At 74.9% G+C, this 26,392-nt stretch carries 20 protein-coding genes and 2 pseudogenes; 13 read left to right on the top strand and 9 right to left on the bottom strand.

The annotated features are described in order from the left end of the window. Positions 1-19 precede the first annotated feature (19 nt). From ABZS80_RS23820 to ABZS80_RS23795, 6 genes are all read left to right on the top strand, one after another. Positions 20-3,385, top strand: coding sequence for an error-prone DNA polymerase (locus tag ABZS80_RS23820; RefSeq protein WP_355059094.1), 3,366 nt, complete (start codon positions 20-22; stop codon positions 3,383-3,385). Positions 3,386-3,483: 98 nt separating this feature from the next. Beyond that, positions 3,484-3,663, top strand: a complete 180-nt coding sequence (locus ABZS80_RS23815) for a hypothetical protein (protein ID WP_091268414.1) — start codon at positions 3,484-3,486, stop codon at positions 3,661-3,663. A gap of 14 nt (positions 3,664-3,677) precedes the next feature. Then, positions 3,678-4,427, top strand: a complete 750-nt coding sequence (locus ABZS80_RS23810) for a methyltransferase domain-containing protein (protein WP_355059091.1) — start codon at positions 3,678-3,680, stop codon at positions 4,425-4,427. Then, entirely contained in the window at positions 4,424-5,587 is a 1,164-nt protein-coding gene (locus tag ABZS80_RS23805; RefSeq protein WP_355059090.1) for a nucleotide pyrophosphatase/phosphodiesterase family protein, read from the top strand. The genes ABZS80_RS23810 and ABZS80_RS23805 overlap by 4 nt, the downstream gene beginning before the upstream one ends. 46 nt (positions 5,588-5,633) lie before the next feature. Then, the gene (locus ABZS80_RS23800) at positions 5,634-6,893 is read left to right on the top strand and encodes a DNA polymerase IV (RefSeq protein ID WP_355059088.1); all 1,260 of its coding nucleotides are present in this window, start codon (positions 5,634-5,636) and stop codon (positions 6,891-6,893) included. Positions 6,894-7,008: 115 nt separating this feature from the next. Beyond that, a complete protein-coding gene (locus tag ABZS80_RS23795; protein ID WP_091268111.1) occupies positions 7,009-7,404 on the top strand; it encodes a DUF3040 domain-containing protein in 396 nt (131 codons plus the stop codon). Positions 7,405-7,677: 273 nt separating this feature from the next. Here the strand turns inward: ABZS80_RS23795 and ABZS80_RS23790 are convergent. From ABZS80_RS23790 to ABZS80_RS23780, 3 genes and pseudogenes are all read right to left on the bottom strand, one after another. Beyond that, positions 7,678-10,166, bottom strand: a pseudogene (locus tag ABZS80_RS23790) (DUF3488 and transglutaminase-like domain-containing protein). Further along, the gene (locus tag ABZS80_RS23785) at positions 10,163-11,461 is read right to left on the bottom strand and encodes a DUF58 domain-containing protein (protein ID WP_355059086.1); all 1,299 of its coding nucleotides are present in this window, start codon (positions 11,459-11,461) and stop codon (positions 10,163-10,165) included. Before ABZS80_RS23785 ends, ABZS80_RS23790 begins: the two are co-directional and overlap by 4 nt. Before the next feature lies 1 nt (position 11,462). Beyond that, entirely contained in the window at positions 11,463-12,512 is a 1,050-nt protein-coding gene (locus ABZS80_RS23780; protein ID WP_355059084.1) for a MoxR family ATPase, read from the bottom strand. Between the two features lie 498 nt (positions 12,513-13,010). On the opposite strand from ABZS80_RS23780, the gene leuS reads away from it, so the two are divergent. After that, the gene (gene leuS / locus ABZS80_RS23775) at positions 13,011-15,851 is read left to right on the top strand and encodes a leucine--tRNA ligase (RefSeq protein WP_355059082.1); all 2,841 of its coding nucleotides are present in this window, start codon (positions 13,011-13,013) and stop codon (positions 15,849-15,851) included. A 44-nt stretch (positions 15,852-15,895) separates the two neighbouring features. Here leuS and ABZS80_RS23770 read toward each other — a convergent pair whose 3' ends face one another. Beyond that, a complete protein-coding gene (locus ABZS80_RS23770) occupies positions 15,896-16,687 on the bottom strand; it encodes an ABC transporter permease subunit (RefSeq protein WP_355059080.1) in 792 nt (263 codons plus the stop codon). Next, positions 16,687-17,595: an ATP-binding cassette domain-containing protein gene (locus ABZS80_RS23765; RefSeq protein ID WP_355059079.1), complete on the bottom strand. Its 909-nt coding sequence runs from the start codon at positions 17,593-17,595 to the stop codon at positions 16,687-16,689. Before ABZS80_RS23765 ends, ABZS80_RS23770 begins: the two co-directional genes overlap by 1 nt. 131 nt (positions 17,596-17,726) lie before the next feature. Here ABZS80_RS23765 and ABZS80_RS23760 point away from each other — a divergent pair, with 131 nt between their 5' ends. Then, positions 17,727-18,920 (top strand): histidine kinase, encoded by a 1,194-nt coding sequence (locus ABZS80_RS23760; protein WP_355059077.1) that lies wholly within the window; start codon positions 17,727-17,729, stop codon positions 18,918-18,920. Continuing rightward, the gene (locus ABZS80_RS23755; RefSeq protein WP_355059075.1) at positions 18,917-19,573 is read left to right on the top strand and encodes a response regulator transcription factor; all 657 of its coding nucleotides are present in this window, start codon (positions 18,917-18,919) and stop codon (positions 19,571-19,573) included. The genes ABZS80_RS23760 and ABZS80_RS23755 overlap by 4 nt, the downstream gene beginning before the upstream one ends. 292 nt (positions 19,574-19,865) lie before the next feature. On the opposite strand, the gene ABZS80_RS23750 is transcribed toward ABZS80_RS23755, so the two are convergent. From ABZS80_RS23750 to ABZS80_RS23735, 4 genes are read right to left on the bottom strand one after another with little or no spacing between them, the layout of a single operon-like run. Continuing rightward, a complete protein-coding gene (locus ABZS80_RS23750; protein WP_355059073.1) occupies positions 19,866-20,630 on the bottom strand; it encodes a phosphotransferase in 765 nt (254 codons plus the stop codon). Between the two features lies 1 nt (position 20,631). Beyond that, on the bottom strand, positions 20,632-21,345 hold the full coding sequence (locus tag ABZS80_RS23745; RefSeq protein ID WP_355059071.1) for a VTT domain-containing protein: 714 nt from the start codon (positions 21,343-21,345) through the stop codon (positions 20,632-20,634). After that, positions 21,342-22,064: a glutamine amidotransferase gene (locus ABZS80_RS23740; protein WP_355059069.1), complete on the bottom strand. Its 723-nt coding sequence runs from the start codon at positions 22,062-22,064 to the stop codon at positions 21,342-21,344. The genes ABZS80_RS23745 and ABZS80_RS23740 overlap by 4 nt, the downstream gene beginning before the upstream one ends. After that, the gene (locus tag ABZS80_RS23735) at positions 22,054-23,301 is read right to left on the bottom strand and encodes a MurT ligase domain-containing protein (protein WP_355059251.1); all 1,248 of its coding nucleotides are present in this window, start codon (positions 23,299-23,301) and stop codon (positions 22,054-22,056) included. The genes ABZS80_RS23740 and ABZS80_RS23735 overlap by 11 nt, the downstream gene beginning before the upstream one ends. A gap of 355 nt (positions 23,302-23,656) precedes the next feature. Between ABZS80_RS23735 and mraZ the strand changes: the two genes are divergently transcribed. The 4 genes and pseudogenes from mraZ to ABZS80_RS23715 all read left to right on the top strand — a co-directional run. Further along, entirely contained in the window at positions 23,657-24,088 is a 432-nt protein-coding gene (gene mraZ / locus ABZS80_RS23730) for a division/cell wall cluster transcriptional repressor MraZ (RefSeq protein ID WP_073831045.1), read from the top strand. 204 nt (positions 24,089-24,292) lie between these two features. Beyond that, positions 24,293-25,402 (top strand): 16S rRNA (cytosine(1402)-N(4))-methyltransferase RsmH, encoded by a 1,110-nt coding sequence (gene rsmH, locus ABZS80_RS23725; protein ID WP_355059249.1) that lies wholly within the window; start codon positions 24,293-24,295, stop codon positions 25,400-25,402. Next, complete coding sequence (locus tag ABZS80_RS23720) at positions 25,399-26,001, top strand: hypothetical protein (RefSeq protein WP_355059067.1); 603 nt, start codon at positions 25,399-25,401, stop codon at positions 25,999-26,001. Before rsmH ends, ABZS80_RS23720 begins: the two co-directional genes overlap by 4 nt. Positions 26,002-26,004: 3 nt before the next feature. After that, positions 26,005-26,392 (top strand): annotated as a pseudogene (locus ABZS80_RS23715) (penicillin-binding protein 2); the annotation flags it as partial.

Below are 26,392 nucleotides of genomic sequence, written 5' to 3'. Positions count from 1 at the left end.
GCCGCCCGGGGGTGGGCCGGTGAGCTTCCACAACCCGAAGATGCCCTGGTCGGAGCTGGAGCAGGTGCTCTCCGGGCGGCCCGGCAAGGGGCGGCCCAGGGGCGAGCGGCACCTGCACGTGGTGGACCCGCTCGCGGTCGACGCCGACGGCGGCGACTCACCGGCGTGGAGCCGCAAGCGGCAGGAGTACGCGCCGCCGGAGCTGCCCCGCCCCGACGACGCGGTGCCCTACGCGGAGCTGCACGCGCACTCCAACTTCAGCTTCCTCGACGGCGCCAGCCACCCGGAGGAGCTGGCCGAGGAGGCCGCCCGGCTGGGGCTCACCGCGCTCGCCGTCACCGACCACGACGGCTTCTACGGCGTGGTGCGCTTCGCCGAGGCGGCCCGCGCGCTGCACCTGCCCACGGTCTTCGGCGCGGAGCTCTCCCTCGGGCTGCCCGGCCCGCAGAACGGCGAGCCGGACCCGCACGGCGCGCATCTGCTGGCGCTGGCGCACGGCCACGAGGGGTACGCCCGTCTCGCCGCCACCATCGCCCGGGCGCAGCTGCGCGGCGGCGAGAAGGGCCGCCCGGTCTACGGCGAGCTGGAGGAGGTGGCCGCCGAGCTGCGCGACCACGTGCTGGTGCTCACCGGCTGCCGCAAGGGGCACGTGCCCGGCGCGCTGCTCACCGAGGGCGTCGACGCGGCGGCCCGGGAGCTGGAGCGGCTCACCGCGCTCTTCGGCGCCGAGACGGTGGCCGTGGAGCTGACCGACCACGGTCACCCGCTCGACGCCGACCGCAACGACGCGCTGGCCGAGCTGGCCGCCGCGGCGGGGCTGCCGACGGTGGCCACCAACAACGTGCACTACGCAACCCCGGGGCGGCGCCGGCTGGCCACCACCGTTGCGGCGGTGCGGGCCCGGCGCAGCCTGGACGAGATCGACGGCTGGCTGCCCGCCGCCGCGACCGCCCACCTGCGCAGCGGCGCGGAGATGGCGGCGCGGTTCGCCGCGTACCCGGGGGCGGTGGCCCGGGCCGCCGAGTTCGGCGCGGAACTCGCCTTCGACCTGCAACTGGTCGCGCCGCAGCTGCCGGCGTACCCGGTGCCGCCGGGGCACACCGAGATGAGCTGGCTGCGTCACCTCACCATGGCCGGCGCCCGGGAGCGCTACGGCCCGCCCGAGGCGCACCCGGAGGCGTACGCGCAGCTGGAGCACGAGCTGCGGATGATCTCCGACCTCGGCTTCCCCGGCTACTTCCTGGTGGTCTACGACATCGTCGCGTTCTGCCGCGAGCAGGACATCTACTGCCAGGGCCGGGGCTCGGCGGCCAACTCGGCGGTCTGCTACGCGCTGCGGATCACCAACGTGGACGCGGTGCGGCACCGGCTGCTCTTCGAGCGGTTCCTCGCCCCCGAGCGGGACGGCCCGCCCGACATCGACGTGGACATCGAGTCCGACCGCCGGGAGGAGGTGATCCAGCACGTCTACGCCCGGTACGGCCGGGAGCACACCGCCCAGGTCGCCAACGTCATCTCCTACCGGCCGCGGTCGGCGGTGCGGGACGTGGCCAAGGCGTTCGGCTTCTCGCCCGGGCAGCAGGACGCCTGGAGCAAGCAGATCGACCGCTGGGGCTCGGTCGCGGCGGTCGACGTGGAGGACATCCCCGAGCAGGTGGTGGCGTACGCGAACGAGCTGCAGACGTTCCCCCGGCACCTGGGCATCCACTCCGGCGGCATGGTGATCTGCGACCGGCCGGTGATCGAGGTCTGCCCGGTGGAGTGGGGGCGGATGCCCGGCCGCAGCGTGCTCCAGTGGGACAAGGACGACTGCGCGGCCGTCGGGCTGGTCAAGTTCGACCTGCTCGGCCTCGGCATGCTCTCCGCGCTGCACTACGGCTACGACCTGATCGGGATGAGCCTGGACCTGGGCGACATGACCCTGGACGACCCCGAGGTCTACGACATGCTCTGCCGGGCCGACTCGGTCGGGGTGTTCCAGGTGGAGAGCCGCGCCCAGATGGCCACCCTGCCCCGGCTCAAGCCCCGCGAGTTCTACGACCTGGTGGTGGAGGTGGCGCTGATCCGGCCGGGCCCGATCCAGGGCGGCTCGGTGCACCCGTACATCCGGCGCAAGAACGGCCAGGAGCCGGTGACCTTCGCGCACCCGCTGATGCGCAACGCGCTGGAGAAGACCCTCGGCGTGCCGCTGTTCCAGGAGCAGCTCATGCAGCTCGCCATCGACCTGGCCGGCTTCGACGCGGCCGGGGCGGACCAGCTGCGCCGGGCCATGGGGGCGAAGCGCTCGGTGGAGCGGATGGCGCAGATCGCCGACCGGCTCTACGCCGGGATGGCCGAGCGGGGCATCACCGGCGAGCTGGCCGACGACGTCTACCGCAAGCTCACCGCGTTCGCCAGCTACGGCTTCCCGGAGAGCCACGCCATGAGCTTCGCCTACCTGGTGTACGCCAGCTCCTGGCTGAAGCGCTACCACCCGGGCCCGTTCCTGGCCGCGTTGCTCAACGCCCAGCCGATGGGCTTCTACTCGCCGCAGACCCTGGTCGACGACGCCCGCCGGCACGGCGTCGAGGTCCGCCGGCCGGACATCAACGCCAGCGGCGCGAAGGTGGTCCTGGAGTCCACGCCGGAAACCCGGTGGGGGAGCCAGCCGGGCGAGCCGCCGCACGCCTGGGGGCTGGGCGGCCCGGCGGTCCGGCTGGGGCTGTCGGGCGTGCGTACCCTCGGCGACGAGGTGGCCGAGCGGATCGAGGCGGAGCGGACGGCCCACGGGCCGTACCGGGACATGCCGGACCTGGCCCGCCGGGTCGGCCTGACCGCGGCGCACCTGGAGGCGCTGGCCACCGCGGACGCCTTCGCCTGTTTCGGGCTGACCCGGCGGCAGGCCCTCTGGGCCGCCGGCGCGGCGGCGCAGGACCGGCCGGGCCGGCTGCCCGGCACGGTGACCGGCACGACCCCGCCCACCCTGCCCGGGATGGAGGCCGTGGACCGCCTGGTCGCCGACGTCTGGGCCACCGGCCTGTCCCCGGAGAGTCACCCGGCCCGGTTCATCCGGGAGCGGCTGGACGCCCTCGGCGCGGTGCCGATCGCCCGGCTGGGCCGGGTGGAGCCGGGGCGGCGGATCCGGGTCGGCGGGATCGTCACCCACCGGCAGCGGCCGGCGACCGCCGGCGGGGTCACCTTCCTCAACCTGGAGGACGAGACCGGCATGCTCAATGTCACTTGCTCCCCGGGGCTCTGGCAGCGCTACCGTCGAATCGCCCGCACCAGTGGCGCGCTGGTGGTGCGGGGCCGGTTGCAGCGGCACGAGGGTGTCACGAGCCTCACCGCGGACCGGCTGGATGCGATCGAGCCGCCCGTCACGCCGGCATCCCGGGATTTCCGTTGAGATCAGTGATCCACATTACGGTTTCCCGGCCCCGGACGCGGGAGACTCCCGGGCACGGATGGGCAGAGTGGCCCACCCGCGTAATGGGGGATGAACCGATGACCTTTCACAGCACGTACCCCGGTGGCGTGGCCAACGCCCGGCGGACCCGGCTGGGCGCCGGTTGGGCGCCCACCCACGAGGTGGAGCCGCGGGAATACCAGGTGACCGACGGACCGGTGGCCAACGCCCAGCGGTCCCGCGCCGAGGAGGACCCCGCCGGCGGTGGCGAGTCCTGACCCCGGGCCCGGGGGTGACTAGGCTCGGCGGCGTGGACCGGACCCGAACCCTGACCCCCCGCACCGCCGTCATCTGGGCGGTGCTCCGGGCCGAGCTGGACCGGCGGGCCGGCGAACGGCTCACCGTCCTCGACGTCGGCGGCGGGACCGGCGGCTTCGCCGTCCCGCTCGCCGAGGCCGGCCACCAGGTCACTGTCGTCGACGCCAGCCCCGACGCGCTCGCCGCGCTGACCCGCCGGGCCGCCGAGGCCGGGGTCGCCGAGCGGGTACGCGCCGTGCAGGGCGACGGCGACGCGCTCGCCGGGCTGGTCGAGCCGGCCACCGCCGACCTGGTGCTCTGCCACTCGGTGCTGGAGGTCGTCGACGACCCCGCCCCGGTGGTCGCCGCGCTGGCCGCCGCCCTGCGCCCCGGCGGCGCGGCCAGTGTCCTGGTCGCCGGCCGGGCCGCCGCCGTGCTGGCCCGGGCCATGAACGGCCACCTGGACGTGGCCGCCGCGCTCGCCACCGACCCGGCCGGCACCGCCGGCCCCCGGGACACCCTGCGCCGCCGCTACGACGCCGACGGCGCCGCCGCGCTGCTCGCCGCCGCCGGTCTCGCCGTCGAGGAGATCCACGGCGTACGCGTGCTCGCCGACCTGCTCCCGGCCGCCGTGGCGGATGGCCAGCCGGCCGCCCTGGTCGAGCTGGAACGGGCCCTGGCCGCCCGGCCGCCGTACCGCGACCTCGCCGCCCAGCTGCACCTGTTCGCTCGCCGCCCGGCATGACCGGCCCGGCCGTGGGCCCGCTCGACCGGGTCACGCCCCGCTACGGCGGCGGCAGCCTGGCCGACGTGCTGCCCAGCGCGCTCGCGCTGCTCGGCGTGCCCGGCGCCGCCGACCTGCTCGGCCTGACGCCCCGGCTGGCCGGGGTGCGCCGGATCGCCGTGCTGCTGGTCGACGGGCTCGGCTGGTACCAGATCCCCACCGCCGCCCCGTACGCGCCGACGCTCGCCGGCCTGGCCGCCACGGTCGGCGTCCCGCTCACCGCCGGTTTCCCCTCCACCACCCCGACCAGCCTGGTCAGCCTCGGCACCGGCACCCCGTCCGGCGCGCACGGGGTGCTCGGCTTCAAGGTGCGGGTGCCCGGCACCGACCGGGTGCTCAGCCACATCGAGTGGGCCGGCGACCCGGAGCCGCTGCGCTGGCAACCCGTCGCCACCTGGTACGAGCGGGCCCGCGCCGCCGGGGTGGCGGTCACCGTGGTGAGCCGTCCCGAGTACGGCGGCAGCGGCCTCACCCTGGCCGCGAACCGGGGCGGCGACTACCGGGGTGCGGCCGGCGCCGACGCGGTCGCCGAGCGGATGCTCGCCGCCCTGTCGGCCGGTCCCGGGCCGACCCTGGTCTCCGGCTACCACCCCGACCTGGACCGGCACGGGCACCTCAGCGGCGTGGACTCCGCGCCGTGGCGGCTGGCCGCCGCCGAGGTGGACCGGCTGCTCGCCCGGCTGGTGGACGGGCTGCCGCCGGACGCCGCGCTGCTGGTCACCGCCGACCACGGGCAGCTGAACGTGCCCGACGGGCACCGGATCGACCTGGACACCGACCCCCGGCTGCGGGCCGGCGTCCGGGTGGTGGCCGGCGAGCCCCGGGTCCGCTACCTGCACGTCGAGCCGGGTGCCACGGCCGACGTGGTGGCCGCCTGGTCGGCGGTGCTGGACGGCGCCGCGCGGGTGCTGACCCGGGCGGAGGCGGTGGCCACCGGCTGGTTCGGCCCGGTGCCGGAGGCGCACCTGGGCCGGATCGGCGACGTGGTGGTGGTCTGCCGCGGCACGTACGCGGTGGTCGCCACCCGCTCGGAGAAGCCGATCGAGTCCCGGCTGGTCGCCTACCACGGCGCGGACACCGCGGCCGAGATGACGATCCCGCTGCTCGTGGTCCGCGGCTGACCCGCTCCGCGGCGGAACTGTCGGACCGGGCGGCTAACCTGCGGGGATGGGCCGCAGCCAGTCGTTGCCCCGGGGCGGTGATCCGCGCTTCGGGCCGGACGCCGACGACACCGGCTGCCCGATCCTGCACGTCGACATGGACGCCTTCTTCGCCTCGGTCGAGGTGCGCCGCCGCCCCGAGCTGCGCGGCCAGCCGGTCGTGGTGGGCGGGATCGGGCCGCGCGGTGTCGTCAGCTCGGCCAGCTACGAGGCCCGCCGCTTCGGCGTCCGCAGCGCCATGCCCACCGCCCGGGCCCGCGCGCTCTGCCCGCAGGCGGTCTACCTGCCGCCCGACTTCACCGCCTACTCGCCCGCGTCCCGGGCGGTCATGCGGATCTTCCGCGACGTCACCCCGCTGGTCGAGCCGCTCTCGCTGGACGAGGCGTTCCTCGACGTGGCCGGCGCCCGGCGGCTCTTCGGCACCCCCACCGAGATCGCCCGGCTGATCCGCCGCCGGGTGGCCGAGGAGCAGGAGCTGACCTGCTCGGTCGGGGTGGCCCCGAGCAAGTTCGTGGCCAAGCTCGGCTCCACCCGGGCCAAGCCGGACGGCCTGCTCGTGGTGCCCGCCGCCCGGGTGCTGGAGTTCCTGCACCCGCTGCCGGTGGCCGCGCTGTGGGGGGTGGGGGAGCGGTCCGCCGAGGCCCTGCACCGGCTCGGCCTGCGCACCGTGCGCGACCTGGCCGAGGCGTCGCCGGGCCTGCTCCGCCGGGCGGTGGGCGAGGCGTCCGCCGGCCACCTGCACGAGCTGGCCTGGGGGCGGGACCCGCGCCGGGTCTCCCCGGAGCACGTGGAGAAGTCGATCGGCGCCGAGGTCACCTTCGACATCGACGTCACCGACCCGGCGGAGATCCGACGCGCGCTGCTCGCCCTCGCCGAGAAGGCCGGCGCCCGGCTGCGCGCGGCGGGCCAGGTCGGGCGCACCGTGTCGCTGAAGGTCCGGTTGGCCGACTTCCGCACGGTGAGCCGCTCCCGCACGCTCGGCGTGCCCACCGACACCGCCCGCGAGATGTTCGACACGGCCTGGGCGCTCTGGACCGCCCTGGCCCCCGGCGAGCCGGTCCGCCTGGTCGGCGTCCGGATGGAGGGGCTGGCCGCCGCGGAGGAGACGCCGCAGCAGCTCACCCTGGGTGCGCCCGAGCGCGGCTGGCGGGAGGCGGAGGCGGCGGCCGACGCGGCGGCCGCCCGATTCGGGCGGTCCGTCATAGGTCCGGCCAGCCTTCTCGGGAAGCGTGATCCCCGGCGAGTCGAAAAACCGACCCGGCCGTAGGTCGTCCCGCTTTCCGACGCGCGGGCCCCCTCGTAGACTTGCGGGTAAGCAGCCGGTTGGCTGCCACGGTCTGTCGGCCCGCCCGGGTCGACCAATGTGACCGGGGAGGAGTGCCGTGCCGCTCTCGGAGCACGAGCAGCGGCTGTTCGAGCAGATCGAGCGGTCGCTTGCCGAGGACCCCAAATTCGCCTCGGCCGTGCGCGCCAGCGACCCGCGTTTCCACGCGCGGCGTCGCGTGCTCGTCGCTGCCGGCGTGGTCATCGCTGGTCTGGCCCTGTTGATCTACGGTGCCGTGATCAAGACGCCCCCGCTGGCCGTGGCGGGCTTTGTCGTCATGCTGGCCTCGTTGGGCTACGCGGTGCAGTCGCACCGCCGATCCCAGTCGCCCGACCTGCACGTGGTCGGCGGCACGACGAGCCGTCGTCGTCCCCGTGGCCGCAGCGGCCGCCGGGGCTCCTTCCTCGACCGGATGGAGGACCGCTGGCGGCAGCGCCCGGAGGGCCACCGCTGAGCACGTCCCGCCCCTGAGGGGCGGGCCCGCGCGACGGCGACCTCGCCGGGCACCGCCCGGCGAGCGTGGCCGCTTCCGCGCGCCCCGATCCTCCCCGGCCCCCACCCCGCCCCCCCACGCCCGAACGCCGCGTTGATCAAGAGGTTTGCGTCGGAGCGGGCCCGTTTCCTGACCCAAACTTCTTGATCAACGCGTGCCTGGGCCAGGGCGGGGGGCCGGGTTCGGGACCCGGTCCGGCCCGCCGGCGGGGGAGCGCCGGCGGGCGGAACCGGGTCAGCGGGCCGGTCGGCCCGCCAGGAGACGACGCGGGTCCCAGCGCAGCATCCGCTGCCGCACCTGCCCGGTCGTGGTGACCAGTCGGGTCGAGCGTTCGGTCAGGGCGGTCCGCCAGCGCAGCAGCACCGACGGCGGCAGCAGGGCCGCCAGCAGCCGGGTACGCCGGTCCGCCCGCGCCGCGAGGGCGCTCCGCACCGACCGCAGGGCCGGCTGCAGCTCGTCGCCGGTCAGCGGGTCGCGGGCGTAACGGGCCCGCTCCTCGGCCCGCCCCAGCAGCCGGACCCCCGTCACCGCGCCGGCATCCTCGACCAGCGTCTCCCGAACCAGCCGCTCGGCGGTCGTCCGGGGGGTCTCCGTCAGGTCCACCCGGACGTGGAAGTCGACAAGCGTGTCCAGCAGCTCGTCCCAGGCGGCGTGCGCGTCCGCGCGGGCCCGGTCGGCGTCCACGCCGACCACGATCTCGCGCGCCTCGCCCCGCTGCCCGGGCACGGCGGCCAGGGTGGTGGCCGCGGGCACGGCCGCCCGGGCGCGCCGGCGCCGCCGCAGCGCGGAGCGGCGCAGGGCCGGCACGGCGAGCAGCACCAGCAGGGCGAGCACGCCGGCCACCCACCACGGCCAGACCGGGCTCTGCCGGGTCGGACCGCTGTCGCCGACGGCCAGGCCCTGGTCGGCGTCCTTGTCGAGGCGGTCCGGGTCCTCCGCGCCGGTCGACGGGTCGACGCCCTCGGGAGCGGCCGTGCTCCCCGGCACCGGCGTGACGTCCTCCGGGGCGTCGGTGTCCGGCGCCCAGGCCGAGCGGACCGACCCCTGGACGCTCGCCGCCGGGGTGGCGTCGAACGGCACCCAGCCGATGTCGGCGAAGAAGACCTCGGTCCACGCGTGCAGGTTCTTGTTGGTGAGCACGTACGTGCCGCCGCCGGCGTTGCTGCCGTTGCTGAAGCCGAACGCCACCCGGGCCGGGATGCCGGCCGCCCGGACCAGCCACGCCATCGCGGCGGCGTACTGCTGGCAGAAGCCCACCTTGGTGGCGAGGAAGTCGGTGATGTCCTCCCCGCTGGTGCCGTTGCGGGTCGACAGCGAGTAGGTGAACCCGTTCTCCACCGAGAAGTAGTCGTAGATCGCCCGGACCTTGTCGTAGTCGTTCGTGCGGCCCTCGGTGAGCTGGTCGACGAGCCGCTCGACCGTGCGGACGACCGGCGTGGTGGTCTGCTGCCGCAGCACGGGGTCGTCGGCCGGCAGGGACGGCGCGGCGCGCAGCGCCGCCGGGCTGAACGTCGAGCGGACGTAGTCGAACGCGTAGCGCTTGCCCCGGGAGCTTTCCCGGTTGGAGAAGACGATCTGCAGATTCGTGTCGTAGAGCCAGCTGCCGCTCAGGTCGTCGGTCTTCACCGGCTCCGAGTAGACCGGCAGCAGCGGCATGGTGAGGTTCTTGGTCACCTCGACGCTGGCCCGGTAGCGCTGCTGCGTCACGCCCCGGCGGTCGCGCTCCGTCGGGTCCGGCAGGTTCCGGTTGGCCGGCCGCCCGGTGGGCACCCGCACCCGGAAGCCGTCCGGCCGCAGCTCGTCGGCCACCCCGAAGCGCAGGTAGAACGGGGTCGGCTCGTTGGTGGTCACCTTGACCAGATCGGTCACCTCGGTCTGGTTGAGCTGGCCGCTGAGCGCGGCGAAGAGGTCGATCCGGCCGGGGCTGCCGCCCTGGCCCGGCCGCCCGTTGCCGGTGCCCGTGCCGTCGCCGACGGCGCTCATGAGCCCGCCGGTCATCCCGGGCACGGCCAGCGGCAGGGCCACCGCCAGGACCACCCCGACCACGGCCAGCCGGCGGCCCGCCGCGGCCAGCGGCGACGCCTCCCAGACGTCGACGTCGCGCCCCTCGCCGGTGAACCGGCGGCCGAACCGGCGTACGCGGTCGACGTTGTCGGTGACCAACAGCCACAGGTAGCCGCAGGCGCCCACCACGAACGGGGTGGCGGGGACGCTGTCCACGTAGACCGCCACGGGCACCGAGTAGATGGCCAGCATGGGCAGCCCGGCCAGCGCCGGGCGGCGCAGCCCGACGGTGAGCACGTCGACGACCACCGCCACCACGCCGATGCCGAGCACGGCGAGGAAGAGCAGCGAGTCCACGTCCGGCACCTGCACGCCGTAGGAGCGCATGTCCGACAGCGACTGGTGCAGCAGGTCGCCGAAGTGGGCGAAGGTGGCCGGGGTGGGCACGAACGCGAAGAACTCGGTGCCGCCCGGGAAGACCCAGGTCAGGCCGAGCGTGAGACCGGCCAGCATGGCCAGCACCTGGCCCCACAGCGGCGCCCGGGCCAGCCGGCTCAGCGCGGCCGCGCCGGCCACCACGGCGACCACGATGGCCGCCTGGACGAGCCAGGTCCAGCGCTCGAAGATCGCCGACAGCGGGGCCGCCGCCAGCAGGGTCGCCGCCGCGGCGACGAACCCGAGGTTGCGGTGCGCGGTCACGAATCCACCCTTCCGGTCATCGCACGCCTCCGGCCACCGTCTCGGCCAGCGCCGCCCGCAGCGCGAAGCCCTGCGACCCGCGGCCCGCCTGCGGCCAGAGCATCGGCAGCCGGTTGCCGTGCTCCACCCCGATGACCCGCCAGCCGCTCTGCAGCAGGGCGAGCGCGGCGGCGCCGTGCGCGTGCTCCGCCTCGGCCCGGGCCTTCGGCGGCAGGTTCAACCAGGTGTTGCTGTCGAGCAGGAACGCCACGCAGGTGGCGCCGTTGCCGCGCAGCCCGGCCAGCAGTTCGGCCTCGGCGGTGCCCAGCGTGCCGAGGAGCGCGATGATCAGGCCGCCGTCGGACCGCTGCCGGACCTGCTGCACCAGCGTGGTCAGCTCGCCGCGCTTGTCGAGGTGCACCTCGGCGAGGTGGTCGAGCAGCAGCCCCTCGCCGCCGGCCTCGGTGGCGTCGACGTCCGCGCCGGAACCGGTGACCAGGCGCAGCTTGTAGCCGGCCTGGCGCAGGTGCACCGCGATGCTGGCGGCCGTCGAGACCGCCCACTCGAAGCTCGCGGTCGGCCCCTCGCCCCGGTGCCCGGCGGCCCGGGTGTCCAGCACCACGGTGGCCCGGCTCTCCCAGGGCTGCTCCTCCCGGCGCACCATCAGCTCGCCGGTGCGGGCCGTCGACTTCCAGTGCACCCGGCGCAGGTCGTCGCCCATCCGGTACTCCCGGGTGGCCGCGTCGTCCTCGCCGTGCACCGCCACCGAGCGGGCCCGGCTGTCGCCGCTGCCCGCGTACTCGCCGGGGAGGCGGACCGATGGCAGCGGGCTGACCTGCGGGATCACCGTGAGGTGGTCGGTGCTGGGGAAGGCCCGGCTCAGCTCGCAGAGCCCGAACGGGTCGGTCAGCCGGATCACCAGCGGCCCGACCTCGTAGCGGCCGCGCACGTCGGCCCGGACCGTGTAGGCCACCGAGCTGGCCTGGTGGGCGCCGAGGCGCTCCAGCACCACGCGGGGGCGGCTGCCGAGCGCGTAGGGCAGCCGGTCCTCCAGCAGCAGGGTGCCGGTGGGCAGCCGGGACAGGTTCTGCAGCCGCAGCACCACCCGCGAGTTGGCCCCGACCGGCACCCGGTGCGGCTCCAGGGACCGGTTGCAGGCGAGCTTGTAGCGGCTGCGCCCGACGTAGGCCGCCGCGAGCAGCGGCAGGATGGCGAGCAGGACGGCCACCCGGAGCAGGTCCTTCTCGCCCAGGATGGCGGCGGAGATCGCGGCGGCCACCGCGGCCGCCAGGAAGGATCGGCCGCGGGTGGTCAGCCCTCGCAGCCCGTCGCGCACCTCACGGCCTCCGCGGCTCGTACGGCCCGCGACCGGTGCTGCCGGGCCGGGTGTCGTAGGGGGAGCGCTTGCGGTCGTGCGGCAGCGGGAGGCGGTGCACCAGCTCGGCGACGATCGCGTCGGTGGTGCGCCGGGCCAGCTGCGCGTCGGCGGTCGGGATGATCCGGTGCGCCAGCACCGGCACCGCGAGGGCCTGGAGGTCGTCCGGCAGGACGTAGTCGCGGCCTTCCAGGGCGGCCACCGCGCGGGCGGTGCGCAGCAGCTGGAGGGTGGCCCGCGGGGACGCGCCGAGCCGCAGGTCGGGCGCCTCGCGGGTGGCGGTGACCAGGTCGATGGCGTACTGCTTGACGGCGTCGGCGACGTGCACCTGCCGGACGTGGCCGATCAGCCGGCGGACGGTCGCCGCGTCGGAGACCGGCCGCAGCTCGTGCAGCGGGTCGTTGCCGCCGTGACCGTCCAGCATGGCCAGCTCGGCGCCCGCGTCCGGGTAGCCCATCGCGATCCGGGCGGTGAACCGGTCGCGCTGCGCCTCCGGCAGCGGGTAGGTCCCCTCCATCTCGATCGGGTTCTGCGTCGCGACCACCATGAACGGGGTCTGCAGCTGGTAGGTCACGCCGTCGACGGTGACCTGCCGCTCCTCCATGCACTCCAGCAGCGCCGACTGGGTTTTCGGCGAGGCCCGGTTGATCTCGTCGCCGACGACCAGGTTGGCGAAGACGGCGCCCGGGCGGAACTCGAAGTCGTGCGTCTCCTGGTTGTAGACGCTGACGCCGGTGACGTCGCTGGGCAGCAGGTCGGGGGTGAACTGGATGCGGCGCACCGAGCAGTCGATCGACCGGGCCAGCGCCTTGGCCAGCTTGGTCTTGCCGACGCCCGGCACGTCCTCGATGAGGAGGTGGCCCTCGGCGAGCAGCACCGCCAGCGCGAGCCGGACGGTGGCCGTCTTGCCCTCGATGACCTGCTCGATGTTGGCCACGATGGCCTCGCTGGCGGCGCGGAACTCGTCGTGCGGCAGCAGACCGCCCACCTCGTCCCAGGTCTGTTGTGTCACGGGCCTCCTCCTCGTCGCCGGACGGCAGCTCTGAATAGAGCACCTGGACCCGCCGTTGGGTTCGCGACGCCGAGCCTCTTCTGCCGCAAGAATCTCACTGGTCTCTCAGGCTAACCATGTTTCTCGTTGTCGCCGACCCCCGCAGGCGGTCGGCCGGTTACGCCCGGAATATTCGCCGGACCGGGGGACGTGTGGCCGGCTCGCACGCGGGTAGCCCCGTCCCGGTTCCTGTTCACCGGGCGGTTCGCCCGGCCCCGGCCGTACCCGCCGGGGTGACCCCGCCGGGCCACGCCGTCCCACGTGGCGGGCAACGGGCGCGAGGCGCGACCCGCCGACGGGGTACACTGCCGGTCATGGCCGGAGTCTTCCTGCTTCTTACCGAGCCGTGCTGATGCGCTGAGCGCGCGACAGCACGGCGGCCCCTCCTGCGCGAGGGGCTTTTTTGTGCCCGCAGCAGACCTCCCATATCCGACATGACCCGCGCCGAGGAGACACGCCATGAGTGAGGCAGCCGCACCGGCGACCGACATTCCCCCGTTCCGGTACACCGCCGCCCTGGCCGAGGAGATCGAGCACCGCTGGCAGGACATCTGGGAGCGGGAGGGCACCTTCCACGCGCCGAACCCGGTCGGTCCGCTGGCCGACCCGACCCACCCGCGCGCGGGCGCCGAGAAGCTGTACGTGCTGGACATGTTCCCCTATCCCTCGGGCGCCGGCCTGCACGTCGGCCACCCGCTGGGCTACATCGGCACCGACTGCTACGCCCGCTACCAGCGGATGGCCGGGCGCAACGTGCTGCACGCGATGGGCTTCGACGCGTTCGGCCTGCCCGCCGAGCAGTACGCGGTGCAGACCGGCACCCACCCCCGGACGACCACCGTGGCCAACATCGAGCGGTACAAGGAGCAGCTGCGCCGGCTGGGGCTGGGCCACGACGAGCGGCGGTCGGTGGCGACCATCGACACCGACTTCTACCGCTGGACCCAGTGGATCTTCCTGCAAATCTTCAACTCCTGGTACGACGCGGACGCGAAGAAGGCCCGCCCGATCGCCGAGCTGATCGCCGAGTTCGAGGGGGGCACCCGCACCACCCCGGACGGCCGGCCGTGGGCCGAGCTGACCGTGGGCGAGCGGCGGAAGATCGTCGACGACCACCGGCTGGCGTACGTCTCGGAGGCGCCGGTGAACTGGTGCCCGGGCCTGGGCACCGTGCTGGCCAACGAGGAGGTCACCGCCGACGGCCGCTCCGAGCGGGGCAACTTCCCGGTCTTCAAGCGCAACCTGAAGCAGTGGATGATGCGGATCACCGCGTACGGGGACCGGCTGCTGGAGGACCTGGACACGCTGGACTGGCCCGAGCCGATCAAGCTGCAGCAGCGCAACTGGATCGGCCGGTCGACCGGCGCGCACATCGACTTCCCGACCGAGCGCGGCCCGGTCCGGGTGTTCACGACCCGGCCGGACACCGTCTTCGGCGCCACCTACATGGTGCTGGCCCCCGAACACGAAATGGTCGACGTGCTGGTGCCGGCCGCCTGGCCGGCCGGGACGAAGGACGCCTGGACCGGCGGGCACGCCAGCCCGCGGGCCGCCGTCGAGGCGTACCGGAAGGCCGCCGCGGCCAAGACGGACGTGGAGCGGCAGGCGGAGACCAAGGAGAAGACCGGAGTCTTCGTCGGCGCCTGGGCGACCAACCCGGTCACCGGCGGGCAGATCCCGATCTTCATCGCCGACTACGTGCTGGCCGGCTACGGCACCGGCGCGATCATGGCGGTGCCCGCGCAGGACGAGCGGGACTGGGAGTTCGCCGAGGTCTTCGACCTGCCGATCGTGCGCACCGTGCAGCCGGCGGAGGGCTTCGACGGCAAGGCGTGGACCGGCGAGGGCCCGGCGATCAACAGCGCCGCCCCCGACCGGGGCCTGGACCTGAACGGCCTGGGGGTGGCCGACGCCAAGGCGCGGATCATCGAGTGGCTGGAGGCCAACGGGTACGGCGCCGGCGCGGTCACCTGGCGGCTGCGGGACTGGCTGTTCTCCCGGCAGCGCTACTGGGGTGAGCCGTTCCCGATCGTCTACGACGAGACCGGGGCGCCGATCGCGCTGCCCGAGTCGATGCTGCCGGTCGAGCTGCCCGAGGTGGACGACTTCTCGCCGAAGACGTTCGACCCGGAGGACGCCGACAGCAACCCGGAGACCCCGCTGTCCCGGCGGCGCGACTGGGTGGAGGTGGAGCTGGACCTGGGTGACGGGCCGAAGCGCTACACCCGGGAGACCAACGTGATGCCGCAGTGGGCCGGCTCCTGCTGGTACGAGCTGCGCTACCTGGACCCGACCGACTCGCGGCGCTTCGCGGAGCCGGAGAACGAGGCGTACTGGATGGGGCCGCGCGGCGCGGGCGACTGCGGGGGCACCGACCTGTACGTCGGCGGCGCCGAGCACGCCGTGCTGCACCTGCTGTACGCCCGCTTCTGGCACAAGGTGCTGTACGACCTGGGCCACGTCTCGTCCTTCGAGCCGTTCCGGCGGCTGTTCAACCAGGGCTACATCCAGGCGTACGCGTTCACCGACCCGCGCGGCGCCTACGTGCCGGCCGAAGAGGTCGTCGAGGTCGACGGCCGGTACTTCCACGGCGAGACCGAGGTCCGGCGCGAGTACGGCAAGATGGGCAAGTCCCTGAAGAACGTGGTCACCCCGGACGACATGTGCGCGGCGTACGGCGCGGACACCTTCCGGGTGTACGAGATGTCGATGGGTCCGCTGGAGGTGTCCCGCCCGTGGGAGACCCGGGCGGTGGTCGGCTCGTACCGGTTCCTGCAGCGGGTGTGGCGAGCGGTGGTCGACGAGCGGACCGGCGCGCTGCGGGTCACCGACGCGCCGGCCGACGAGGCCACCCGGCGGCTGCTGCACAAGGTCATCGACGGGGTCCGTGGCGACATGGAGGCGATCCGGTTCAACACCGCGATCGCCAAGCTGATCGAGCTGACCAACGGGCTGACCCGGCTGGCCGGGACGCCGCGCGAGGTGGCCGAGCCGCTGGTGCTGATGGTGGCCCCGTTCGCCCCGCACATCGCCGAGGAGCTGTGGCGGCGGCTGGGCCACGACACCTCGCTGGCGTACGCGGACTTCCCGACCGCCGACCCGGCGCTGCTGGTCGCCGAGACGGTGACCTACCCGGTGCAGGTCAACGGCAAGGTCCGGGGCCGGGTCGAGGTGGCCGCCGACGCCGCCGAGGACGACGTCCGGTCGGCCGCCCTGGAGGCCGTGGCCGGCGCGCTGGCCGGCAGGGAGCCGCGCAAGGTCATCGTGGTGAAGGGCCGGATGGTCTCGGTCGTCGCCTGAGACCGGCTCGTGGGCGCGCCCGGCTCGGGCGCGCCCACGACAGGTCAGGGTTCGCGGCGGTGCACGACGACTGCGGCGAGGAAGGCGGCTGCCACCGGCCAGACCGCGAACACCGCCCAGGAGCCGGGCACGGTCGCCACGTGCAGGTTCGGCAGCACGTACGGGTTCCCGACCAGACGCTCCCAGGCCGGCACCGGCAGCGCGTTGTGGATCGCTGCGGTCCACCGCTGGTTGATGTCGAAGGCCAGCGGGGCGAGCAGCAACAGCGTCGTGGTGACCACGAGCGCCGGTGCGGTGTGTCGCACCAGGGCGCCGACGCCGAACCCGATGAGCGCGCAGACCGGCACCAGCAGCGTTGACGCGGTTACGGCGCGCAACGCCATGGGCTCGCCGATCGACGCCCCGGCGCCCCGGTCGGCGAGGATCGCCTGGGACACCCCGAACGACGCCGTGGCGGCGACCGCGCCGACCACCAGCATGACTGCGGCCAGTACCACGATCTTCGCGCTCACCACGGCGCGGCGGTCCGGCACCGCGATCAGCGTCGCGCGGATCTGGCCGCTGGCGTACTCGCCGGCGATCATCACCGCGCCCACCGCGCCGGCCGCGAGGATGACGAACAGCCACCCCTGCTCGGGAAACGCGTCGTGGATCGGGTCGAACGCGGCCCGGCGTTCGGGGGAGTAGCCGGGCCAGTTGTGGTGGTCGGCGAGAGCGGCGCGGATGCTGAACAGCACCGCCGACACCGCGATCAGCGCCACCGACCCGTACGTGGAGCGCAGCGACCACAGCTTGATCCACTCGGCGGCGAGCAGGTCACGGAAACGGGCACCCATCAGCGGCCTCCGGCGGTGTAGTCGAGTCGGTCGGCGGTGAGGTCCATGAACGCCTCCTCCAGGGACGCGGTCCGGGTGTGGAGTTCGTGCACGGCGACGCCGGTCCGGAACGCCAGCTCGCCGATCCGGTCGACAGGCAGCCCGGTGACGGTGAGCCTCGTCCCGCCGTCGTGGGTCACGGTGCCGCCCGCCGCCGCGAGCGCGGCTCCGAGCGTGGCCGGGTCGGACGTACGCACGGCGACCTGGGCTCGGGCGTTGCGGGCGGCGAACATGGCGAGGCTCTCGTCGACGAGCAGTTCGCCCCGTCCGATGACCACGAGGTGATCGGCGGTCTGCTCCATCTCGCTCATCAGGTGGCTGGAGACGAGCACGGTCCGGCCCTCGGCGGCAAGCCGGCGGAACAGGCCGCGCACCCAGCGCACCCCCTCCGGGTCGAGGCCGTTGAACGGCTCGTCGAAGAGGAGCACCGGCGGGTCGCCGAGCAGCGCGGCGGCGATCCCGAGACGCTGCCGCATGCCGAGCGAGAACCCGCCGATCCGGCGCCCCGCCACCTCGGTCAGGCCGACCTGGTCCAGCACCTCCCCCGGGCGGGAGCGGGGAAGCCCGTTGCTGCGGGCCAGGGCCGCCAGGTGCGCCCGCGCGCTCCGCCCGCCGTGCACGTCGCCGGCGTCCAGCAGCGCGCCGGCGTGGCGCAGCCCGCGCGGCCGCCCGGCGAACGGCCGCCCGTCCACCAGGGCAGTCCCGCCGGTCGGACGGTGCAGGCCGAGGACGAGCCGGAGCGTGGTGGACTTTCCGGCGCCGTTCGGTCCGAGGAATCCGGTGACGTGTCCGGGCCGGACGGTGAGGGTCAGCCGGTTGACGGCGGTCGTCCCGCCGTACCGCTTGGTGAGGTCCCTGAGTTCGATCATGACCTCGACGCTCCCGCGTCCCGGCCGCCGGGTCGTCGTGCCGGCGACCACACCCAGCCGGCGACACCCCGCCCCCGGGCGTACGCCCGTCGGCCGATGACCAGAGAGCCGTCGCTGACTACGGTGGGCCCATGGAGGCGGTCGTCCCGCGTCCGCGCGTCGTGGCTCGACGGGTGCGGACGGTCCTGATCTGGTCCGCGGTCGCGCTGCTGCCCGCCGTGGTGCTGCTCGCGTCGACCTCCGGCATGGGTGGGCCGGTGCTGCCCGTCCCCACCCCTGACGGCAGCCTGCCCGTGCTCCCCGTGCGGTACCTCGCGCCGCTCCTGGCGGTGCTGCTGCCCGTCGGCATGCTGCGCCGCCGGCCGCTGCTCGCCCTCGGCCTGATGCTCGCCGGGGCGTCGCTGGTCACCGCCACCACGAACGCGTGGGACGAGGGCTACCTGGCCGCTGTCTGGTACCTGCAGTTCCTCGTCGTCGACGTGATGCTCGGGGTGGTCGCGGCCCGGGGCCCGCGCCGGGTGTCGGTGCCCGCGGCGGGCATGGTGCTCCTGGTGCAGGTGGCCGCGGCCTTCGTGAACTCCGCCAGCAACGCGCTGGACCGGGCCACCCTGTCCGTCCCGGCGGTCCTCGCCGCCTGGGTGGTCGGCAACTCGGTGCTCGCCCGCCGGCGGCACGCCGAGCAGTTCCGGGCGCACGCCGCCACCGATGCGGTCACCGCCGAACGGCTGCGCATCGCGCGGGACCTGCACGATGTGGTGGCGCACAGCATCGGCGTGATCGCCATCCAGGCCGGCGTCGGCGCCCGGGTCATCGACAGCCAGCCCGCGCAGGCGCGCGCCGCGCTCGCCACCATCGAGACCACCAGCCGGGAGACGCTGGCCGGGCTACGCCGTACCCTCGGCGCGCTGCGTCGCCCCGACGGCGCGGCGGCGGCGCTGGACCCCACGCCCGGACTGTCCGACCTGGACCGGCTGGTCGGGGCCGCGGCCGACGCCGGGGTGCGGGTGACGCTCACCGTCGGCGGCGAGCCGGGCCCGCTGCCCACCGAGGTGGAGTTGGCCGCGTACCGGATTGTGCAGGAGGCGCTGACCAACGTGGTGAGGCACGCGCGGGTGCGGGAGTGCCGGGTGACCGTGCGGCACGCGTCGGGCGGCGTCCACGTGGAGGTGCTGGACGACGGTCGCGGTGGCCCGCTCGGCGGTGACGGGCACGGGATCGTCGGCATGCGGGAACGGGCCACGCTGCTCGGCGGCCGGTTCACCGCCGGGCCGCGACCGGAGGGCGGTTTCCGGGTGGCCGCCGTGTTGCCGGTGGACCCGCGGTGACGATCCGCGTCCTCCTCGTCGACGACCAGCCGCTGGTGCGGGCCGGGTTGCGGGTCCTCATGGCCGACGCGCCGGACCTGGTGGTCGTCGGTGAGGCCGGGACCGGCGCCGAAGCCGTCCGGTCGGCCCGGGAACTGCTCCCCGACGTGGTGCTGATGGACCTGCGGATGCCCGGTACCGACGGGATCGCGGCGACCCGGGACATCGTCGCGGCCGGCGGGCCGACCCGGGTCCTCGTGCTCACCACCTTCGACGACGACGAGCACGTGCACGCGGCGCTGCGCGCCGGCGCGAGCGGATTCCTGGTCAAGGACATGGCCTTGGAGGAGATACTGGGCGCGGTGCGGGTGGTGGCGGCCGGCGACGCGCTGATCGCACCGGGCGTCACCCGGCGGCTCATCGCCGAGTTCGCCCGCCGTCCCGCCCCGGCGCCCCGGCCCCGTGCCCTGCCCGGGGTCACCGACCGGGAGCGGGAGGTGCTCACGCTCGTCGCCCGCGGACTGTCCAACACGGAGATCGCGGCGGAACTGGTGATCAGTCCAGCCACCGCCAAGGCGCACGTGGCCCGGCTCTTCGGCAAGCTGACCGCCCGGGACCGGGTGCACCTGGTGATCGCCGCCTACGAGGCCGGCCTGGTCGCTCCGCCCCGCTGAGGCGATCCATCGCCGATGCGGTGGCGGTCCGTCGAGCAGGACACCGAGCGGCGACCGTGTGCGGCATCGCTGTCGAGGCGGGTGGCCGTACCCGATGGCAGTGCCTGTCGAGCTGACGTCACCAACGGCATTGTCTCGGTCGTCGCCTCCGGCATCCGGCGATCGTCCCGGCGCCGCTTTCGACCTGATGTCGCCAGCGCCTCATGAGTCGTTACCGACGTCAGCCCCACAGCCGCTCGCGGACACCCGGTCGCCTCGCCCGGTGGGCGTCGGCGGATCGAAGGTGGGGGCGTCACACGGCGGCGAGCGCCGCCTCGACCGCGGGGCGGTGCATGAGCAGCCAGGCGTGCCAGCCGCGTACCGCGTCGACCGCGCCCGCCGCGCGGAGCCGGCGCATGCCCGGCTCGTCCCGGTCGGCGCCGGCGTCGATGCCCCGCCAGGTGCCGTCGAGCTGGTCGAGCATGACGGCGACCAACTCGTGCCGGGGCAGGGACACCCCGGGGGCCGCCGCCTCGTAGGCGTCGCACAGCAGCCGGCAGCGCCGGGCCAGCTCGGCCGGGTCGGCGTCGCCGCCCAGCGCGGCCCAGTGCCAGCCGGCGAAGGCCACGTCCTCGATCCGCCGGCCCGGCCCGGCCAGGTCCCAGTCCAGGAACGCCACCGGCAGCGGCCCGGCCGGCGCGTCCCGGTAGACGGTGTTCTTCGGCGACAGGTCCCGGTGGCAGACCGTCTCGGCCTCGCCGGCCAGCGGGGTCCCGGCGCAGGCGTCGTGCAGCGCCCGGATCAGCTCGGCCAGCCGCGTGAGGGCCGGGTCGGCGAAGAAGGCCGGATCCTCCCGGTCCCGCCAGGGCACCCGCCCGGCGAGGTGGGTCAGCACCTGCCGGCCCTGCTCGTCCACCCCGAGGTAGCGCGGCGCCAGGCCGGGCGCGGTCGTGGCCAGGTGCCGCAGCAGGGCCGGCACGTGGCCGGCCCGGGCCCCGGGAGTGCGGCGTACGGTGTCGCCGATCCGGACCACCTCGGTGACGAAGCCGCCGGGCAGCCGCTCCTCCGCGGCGGCCATCTCAGCTCGGGCCCAGCCGGCGGTGCCGCTCCGCGCGCCACCAGCGGTGGATGATGAGCACGCTGGCGATCAGACCGAGGCTGGCCGGGGCGGCGGCGTACCAGTTGATCGAGCCGGGGGAGCTGACCGCCGCGCCGATGGCCGCGTAGCCGATGGCGGTGGGGGCGGCGGCGATCACGCTGCCGGCCAGGAACGGCAGCAGCCGGGCCCCGGTGGTGCCGTAGCCGTAGCTGACCAGCCCGAACCCGGCGATCGGCAGCAGCCGGACGGTCATCACGCCGAACACGCTCTGCCGGGCGAACCAGCCGTCCAGCCGGGCCAGCCGGCCACGGATCCGCTCGGCGACGAACTGCCGGCCCAGCAGGCGGCCGACCGCGAAGCCGAGGGCCGCCGCGAGCAGCGCCGCGCCGAGGGCGTACGCGGCGCCCTGCACCGGGCCGAAGATCGCCCCGGCGGCCAGCGTGACGAAGGTTCGCGGGACCAGCGCCACGAGCAGCAGCGCGCCGCCCACGATGGCGGCGACCGGCGCGTACGCGCCGAGCGAGTCGGCCAGCCGGGGCAGGTCACCCGGGTCCGGGTGGGGGACCAGCAGCAGCGTGACCCCGCACCCGGCGAGCAGCAGGAGCAGCAGTGCGAACCGGCGCGCCGACTGCTGCCGGAGCAACCGGACGAGCCGGCCGGTTCGTCGCCGCCACGGTCGGGCGGCGCCGATCATGCCCTCGCGGCGGCGGCCACCGCGGCGCGGCGCTCGGACCGGAGCCGGTCCGCCCAGGTGTCGTCGAGCGGGGGAAGCTGGTGGACGCCGGTCGCCCAGCGCAGCAGCAGGTCGGCCAGGGCGGGGTTGCGGGCCAGCGCCGGGCCGTGCGAGTAGGTGCCGAGCAGCTTGCCGCGCCAGGCGCCCTCGGTAGCGCCGTCGTTGCCGACCCCGGCGGTCACCCGGGCCAGCGGCGACACGCCGGGGCCGAGGTGGGTCCGCCCGCCGTGGTTCTCGAACCCGGTCAGGTAGGGGATGCCCAGCCGCGGGTCGACCTCGCCGGCCAGCTCGCCGACCGCCCGGGTGGGACCGCGGTCGGAGGAGATGTCGAGCAGCTCCAGCCCGGCGCACCGGGTGCCCTTGGCGAAGAAGGAGGTGCCCAGCAGCTGGTAGCCGGCGCAGACGCCGAACACCACCGAGCCCTGGGCCACCGCCCGGTGCAGGCCGCCGTCGGCGATCAGCCGCTGCGCGCCCAGCGCCTGCGGGCCGTCCTCGCCGCCGCCGACCAGGTAGATGTCGGCGGTGGCGGGCAGCCGCTGGTCGGAGCGGACCTCCAGCACCTCGACCGGCATTCCGCGCAGCTGGGCCCGGCGGGCCAGGATCAGCGCGTTGCCCCGGTCGCCGTAGGTGGACAGCAGGTCGGGATAGATCCAGACGATGCGCAGGCTCTCAGTTGACACGGTCCAGCTCCGCTCGGATGTCCTGGAAGGCGGTGTAGTTGGCGATGACCTCCAGCCGGCCCGGCGGCACGGCACGGACCGCGTCGTCGAAGGTCCGGACGTGCTGGAACGGCACGCCGTTGACGTCGAGCCGGACCGCCAGGTCGTACGCCCGGTCGCCGGTGATCAGCACCTGCCGGCCGCCCAGCGGGGAGAAGTCGACGTCGAAGAGCCAGGAGGTGTCCATCCCGTCGGGGTCGCGCGCGTTGATGGAGAGCAGTGTCGGTGCGACGTCGGCCATGTCGAACGCCTCCAGCCAGCTGGCCGGGTTCTTGGCCAGCAGCAGCCGGATGTTGCGCCCGTCCCGGTCGACCTGGGCGTAGCGGCCGGCCACCGAGGTGACCGAGCCGAGCCGGGAGACCGCGTCGACGGGGCGTACCCCGAACTCGGCGGCGACCGCCAGGGCGGTGGCCGCGTTGCCAAGGTTGACCTTGCCGGGGAGCTGGAGCTGCACCTTGTGCCAGGCGCCGGTGGGGTCGAGCACCCCGTCGTCCTCGACGGTCCACTGCGGCTGGGGGCGGCGCAGCGGGCAGCCGGTGCACCACCACTGCTCACCGGAGCGCTGGATGGTGGAGCCGCACTCGGGGCAGACCCAGGAGTCGTCGTGCCAGCGCTGGCCGGCACTGAACCAGGTGACGTGCGGCGGGACGTGGCCCTGGGCCGGGTCGGCCGGCGGGGTGGCGGCCCACACCACCATCGGGTCGTCGGCGTTGGCGACCACCCGCACGTCGGTGTGCCGGACCAGCGCGGCGCGCCAGAGCTGCGCCATCATGGCGACCTCCTTGGCCCGGTCGAGCTGGTCGCGGGAGAGGTTGAGCAGCGCCACGACGTGCGGCTCGGTGGCCTCCAGCACCTGGGCGAGGTAGTGCTCGTCCACCTCGAGCACCGCGTAGGGGGTGCTGCCGGCCTTGGCCAGCGCCGAGGTGTGCCCGGTGGGCATGTTGGCGCCGAAGGAGTTGGTGGCGACCCGGCCGAGCACGCCCACGGCGGCGGCGGTGAGCCGGGTCGTGGTGGTCTTGCCGTTGGTCCCGGACACCAGGGCGATGGCGCGCCCGGTCGCGAGGTGGGCGAGCAGGTCCGGGTCGATCTTGAGGCCGATCCAGCCGCCGATGACCGAGCCGTCGCCACGGCCCGCCGCCCGCGACAGCGCCGCGGCGGTCCGCGACACGGAGCTGGCCACCTTTGCCCGCAGGGGCATCTTCGCGTCCGTCACCCGAGCGAGGTTACCGGACCACCGGGCCCCCCAGATCGCCGCCGACGGCGATCCGTTCGGCCGGGGACCTCCGGCGGACGGCCAGCGCGCGCTCCGCCGGACGGAGTCGATCAATGTCGGGAAGCGGACCGCCCTCGGGGCGCGCCGCGCCCCTCCACTCCGCCCCACCCCCGTTGACGTGCTGTTTTGCGCGCGCAAACGCCGCGCCACGCGGGCGTTTCTGGTTGCGGGTGGAGGGAAGTGGAGTAGAGTGGGGCGCGATGGTGAGGCCGGGAGGGCCACACCGGCCCGGGGGGTCAGCGGCGCCGCGAACGCCGCTCAGGGCGAGGGGGTTGGGCCGATGTTCCTCGGCACCCACACTCCGCGCCTGGACGACAAAGGCCGGCTGATCCTTCCGGCGAAGTTCCGGGACGAGCTGGCGGGGGGTGTCGTGATCACCAAAGGGCAGGAGCGCTGCCTCTACGTCTTCCCGATGCCCGAGTTCCAGCGGATCGCCGACCAGTTGCGCGCGCAGCCGATGACGAGCAAGGCGGCCCGGGCCTACAGCCGGGTCTTCTTCGCGAGCGCGCACGACGAGGTGCCGGACAAGCAGGGACGGGTCACCATCCCCGGGCATCTCCGGTCGTACGCCGCGCTCGACCGCGACCTGGTCGTGATCGGGGCGAGCACCCGGGTGGAGATCTGGGACAGGGCGGCCTGGGAGGCCTACCTCGCGGAGAGCGAAGACGACTTCGCCGACATCGAGGAGGGGGTGCTGCCCGGCGGTCTGTAGGGCGTGACGGCGCCCGACGTACTGCGAGATCTCCACCCGCTTTCGAGTTCCTGGCACCCCTTCCCCGGTGCCAGGCGCACGATCCGATACGGAGGGCCGCGGCCTCCGGCGGGCGGGAGCGGATGGGGATCTGGCGGTATGGCGAGGCGCCGTGACGACGACGGACACAGGGACGGAAGCGGGATTCAACCAGTGGGGGTCGAGATGGGGGAGCTACGCGGCACGCACGTGCCGGTGCTGCTCGAGCGGTGCCTCGAGTTGCTGGCCCCCGCGCTGGGCCGGCCGGGCCGCACCGTCCACGTCGACGCCACGCTCGGCCTGGCCGGGCACGCCGAGGCGGTGCTCGAGGCGCACCCGGACACGGTGCTGATCGGCCTGGACCGGGACACCGAGGCCCTCGCCCACGCGCGGGTCCGGCTGGCCCGGTTCGCCGACCGGATCCACCTGGAGCACGCCGTCTACGACGAGCTGCCCGAGGTGCTCGACCGGCTGGGCTACCCGGCGATCGACGGGATCCTGTTCGACCTCGGCGTCTCGTCCCTGCAACTGGATGCGCCCGACCGCGGGTTCGCCTACGCGCAGGACGCGCCGCTGGACATGCGGATGGACCAGACCCGGGGGGTGACCGCCGAGGAGGTGGTCAACACCTACTCCCACCCGGACCTGGCCCGGGTGCTGCGGGTGTACGGCGAGGAGAAGTTCGCCGGGCGGATCGCCTCGGCGATCATCCGGGAGCGCGAGCGCGCGCCGATCACCTCGTCGGCCCGACTGGCCGAGCTGGTCCGGGAGAGCATTCCGGCGCCAGCCCGACGAACCGGGGGACACCCGGCAAAGAGAACGTTTCAGGCTTTACGGATCGAGGTAAACAGAGAGCTGGCAGCGCTGGAGACGGCGCTGCCGGCCGCTCTGGACGAGCTCACCGTGGGCGGCCGCATGGTGGTCCTGTCCTACCACTCGCTGGAGGACCGGCTCACCAAGCACGCGCTCGCCGACCGGGTCCGCAGCAAGGGCCCGGTCGACCTCCCGGTCGAACTGCCCGGGTCGGGTCCGACGTTCCGGCTGCTCAGCCGGGGCGCGGAGCTGCCCGGGGAGGCCGAGGTCGCGGCGAACCCGCGGGCCGCCTCGGTGCGGCTGCGGGCCGCGGAACGGCTCGACCCGGAGGCGGCCCGGCAGGGGCGTACCGACCGCGAACGGTACCGCCGCCGGGTGAAGGCGATGCACCAACCGGGGACGGGGTCACCGGGGTCCGAAACGGACCCGCGGTCGGCGCCGGGGGATGGGAACGGGACGGACGAAGAGGGGGAGGGGACATGAACGTCAACCAGCGCGACGGCCGGGACACCGGCATCGGGCAGCGCGCACCGCGGTCGGGGGGCCGGACCGCGGCGCAGCGTGCCCCGCGCGGCACCACGTCGACGGTGGCGGCCGACCGGCCCGACCGCCGGGGGGAGACTCGCGCCCGGGGGGCGCGCGAGTTCCCCACCCAGGGCAGCGCCGCGCTGCGGCCGGCCGAGCGCACCGCGGCCACCGGCGGCACCACGCCGCGGCTGCGGGTCGCCCCGCCGCCGCCGGTCCGCGTGCCGCGGGCGCCGTTCGTCGGGCTGATCCTGGTGCTCGTGGTCGGCGGGGTGCTCGGCATCCTGGCGGTCAACACCAAGATCAACGAGAACGCCTTCAAGCTGGAGAAGCTCCAGCAGCAGCAGGCCAAGCTCGACGTCGACCAGCAGCAGCTGGAGAAGGAGATCGCCGACCAGAAGGCGCCCGGCAACCTGACGGCCAACGCCCGCAAGCTGGGCCTGGTCGACTCCGACGAGCTGGCCTACATCCGGCTGCCGGACGGGAAGGTGATCGGCGTCCCGCACCCCGTGGAGGGCGCGCCGGCGATCACCAGCCAGCAGGGCAACGGAGGCTGAGCAGTGCCGCCGAGATCGGATGAACCGCGCCGGGACGCCACGGGCTCCCGGCGCGGCTCGTCGCGGGGCGCGGAGCACCGCGAGCCGGGCGTCGGCGGGATCTCCGACGCCCGGGCGTACACCCCGCGGGGCCGGACCATCCGGGAGGGCGGCGGCGCCGCGCGCGCCGGCGGGGGCGCCGAGCAACGGCGTACCCCGCGCAGCAGCCGCTCCGGCGATCCGTTCCGCCCGGCGCTGCAGGTGCTCGACGGCGGCCGGACCGGGGCGACCCGCGCCGGCCGCCGGGAAACCGCGGGCGGTGGCCGGACCGGTGTGGTGCGGACCGTCTCCGCCCGACCGGCGCGCGAGCCGTTCGACGACGACGAGCCCGCGCCGCCGCGGCGCCGGCCCG

This window comes from Micromonospora sp. NPDC005305 (assembly GCF_040607315.1).
In the GTDB taxonomy this organism is placed as follows: domain Bacteria; phylum Actinomycetota; class Actinomycetes; order Mycobacteriales; family Micromonosporaceae; genus Micromonospora.
Note: the sequence above shows the minus strand (reverse complement) of the source record. Positions and strands in the feature narration are given on the sequence as shown.

Excerpts from the sequence above, each read along its gene's own strand:
- ABZS80_RS23815 (WP_091268414.1), top strand. The coding sequence starts at position 3,484 with ATGACCTTTCACAGCACGTACCCCGGTGGCGTGGCCAACGCCCGGCGG.
- ABZS80_RS23805 (WP_355059090.1), top strand. The coding sequence starts at position 4,424 with ATGACCGGCCCGGCCGTGGGCCCGCTCGACCGGGTCACGCCCCGCTAC.
- ABZS80_RS23800 (WP_355059088.1), top strand. The coding sequence starts at position 5,634 with ATGGGCCGCAGCCAGTCGTTGCCCCGGGGCGGTGATCCGCGCTTCGGG.
- leuS (WP_355059082.1), top strand. The coding sequence starts at position 13,011 with ATGAGTGAGGCAGCCGCACCGGCGACCGACATTCCCCCGTTCCGGTAC.
- ABZS80_RS23770 (WP_355059080.1), bottom strand. The coding sequence starts at position 16,687 with ATGGGTGCCCGTTTCCGTGACCTGCTCGCCGCCGAGTGGATCAAGCTG.
- ABZS80_RS23765 (WP_355059079.1), bottom strand. The coding sequence starts at position 17,595 with ATGATCGAACTCAGGGACCTCACCAAGCGGTACGGCGGGACGACCGCC.
- ABZS80_RS23760 (WP_355059077.1), top strand. The coding sequence starts at position 17,727 with ATGGAGGCGGTCGTCCCGCGTCCGCGCGTCGTGGCTCGACGGGTGCGG.
- ABZS80_RS23750 (WP_355059073.1), bottom strand. The coding sequence starts at position 20,630 with ATGGCCGCCGCGGAGGAGCGGCTGCCCGGCGGCTTCGTCACCGAGGTG.
- ABZS80_RS23745 (WP_355059071.1), bottom strand. The coding sequence starts at position 21,345 with ATGATCGGCGCCGCCCGACCGTGGCGGCGACGAACCGGCCGGCTCGTC.
- ABZS80_RS23735 (WP_355059251.1), bottom strand. The coding sequence starts at position 23,301 with ATGCCCCTGCGGGCAAAGGTGGCCAGCTCCGTGTCGCGGACCGCCGCG.
- mraZ (WP_073831045.1), top strand. The coding sequence starts at position 23,657 with ATGTTCCTCGGCACCCACACTCCGCGCCTGGACGACAAAGGCCGGCTG.
- rsmH (WP_355059249.1), top strand. The coding sequence starts at position 24,293 with ATGGGGGAGCTACGCGGCACGCACGTGCCGGTGCTGCTCGAGCGGTGC.
- ABZS80_RS23720 (WP_355059067.1), top strand. The coding sequence starts at position 25,399 with ATGAACGTCAACCAGCGCGACGGCCGGGACACCGGCATCGGGCAGCGC.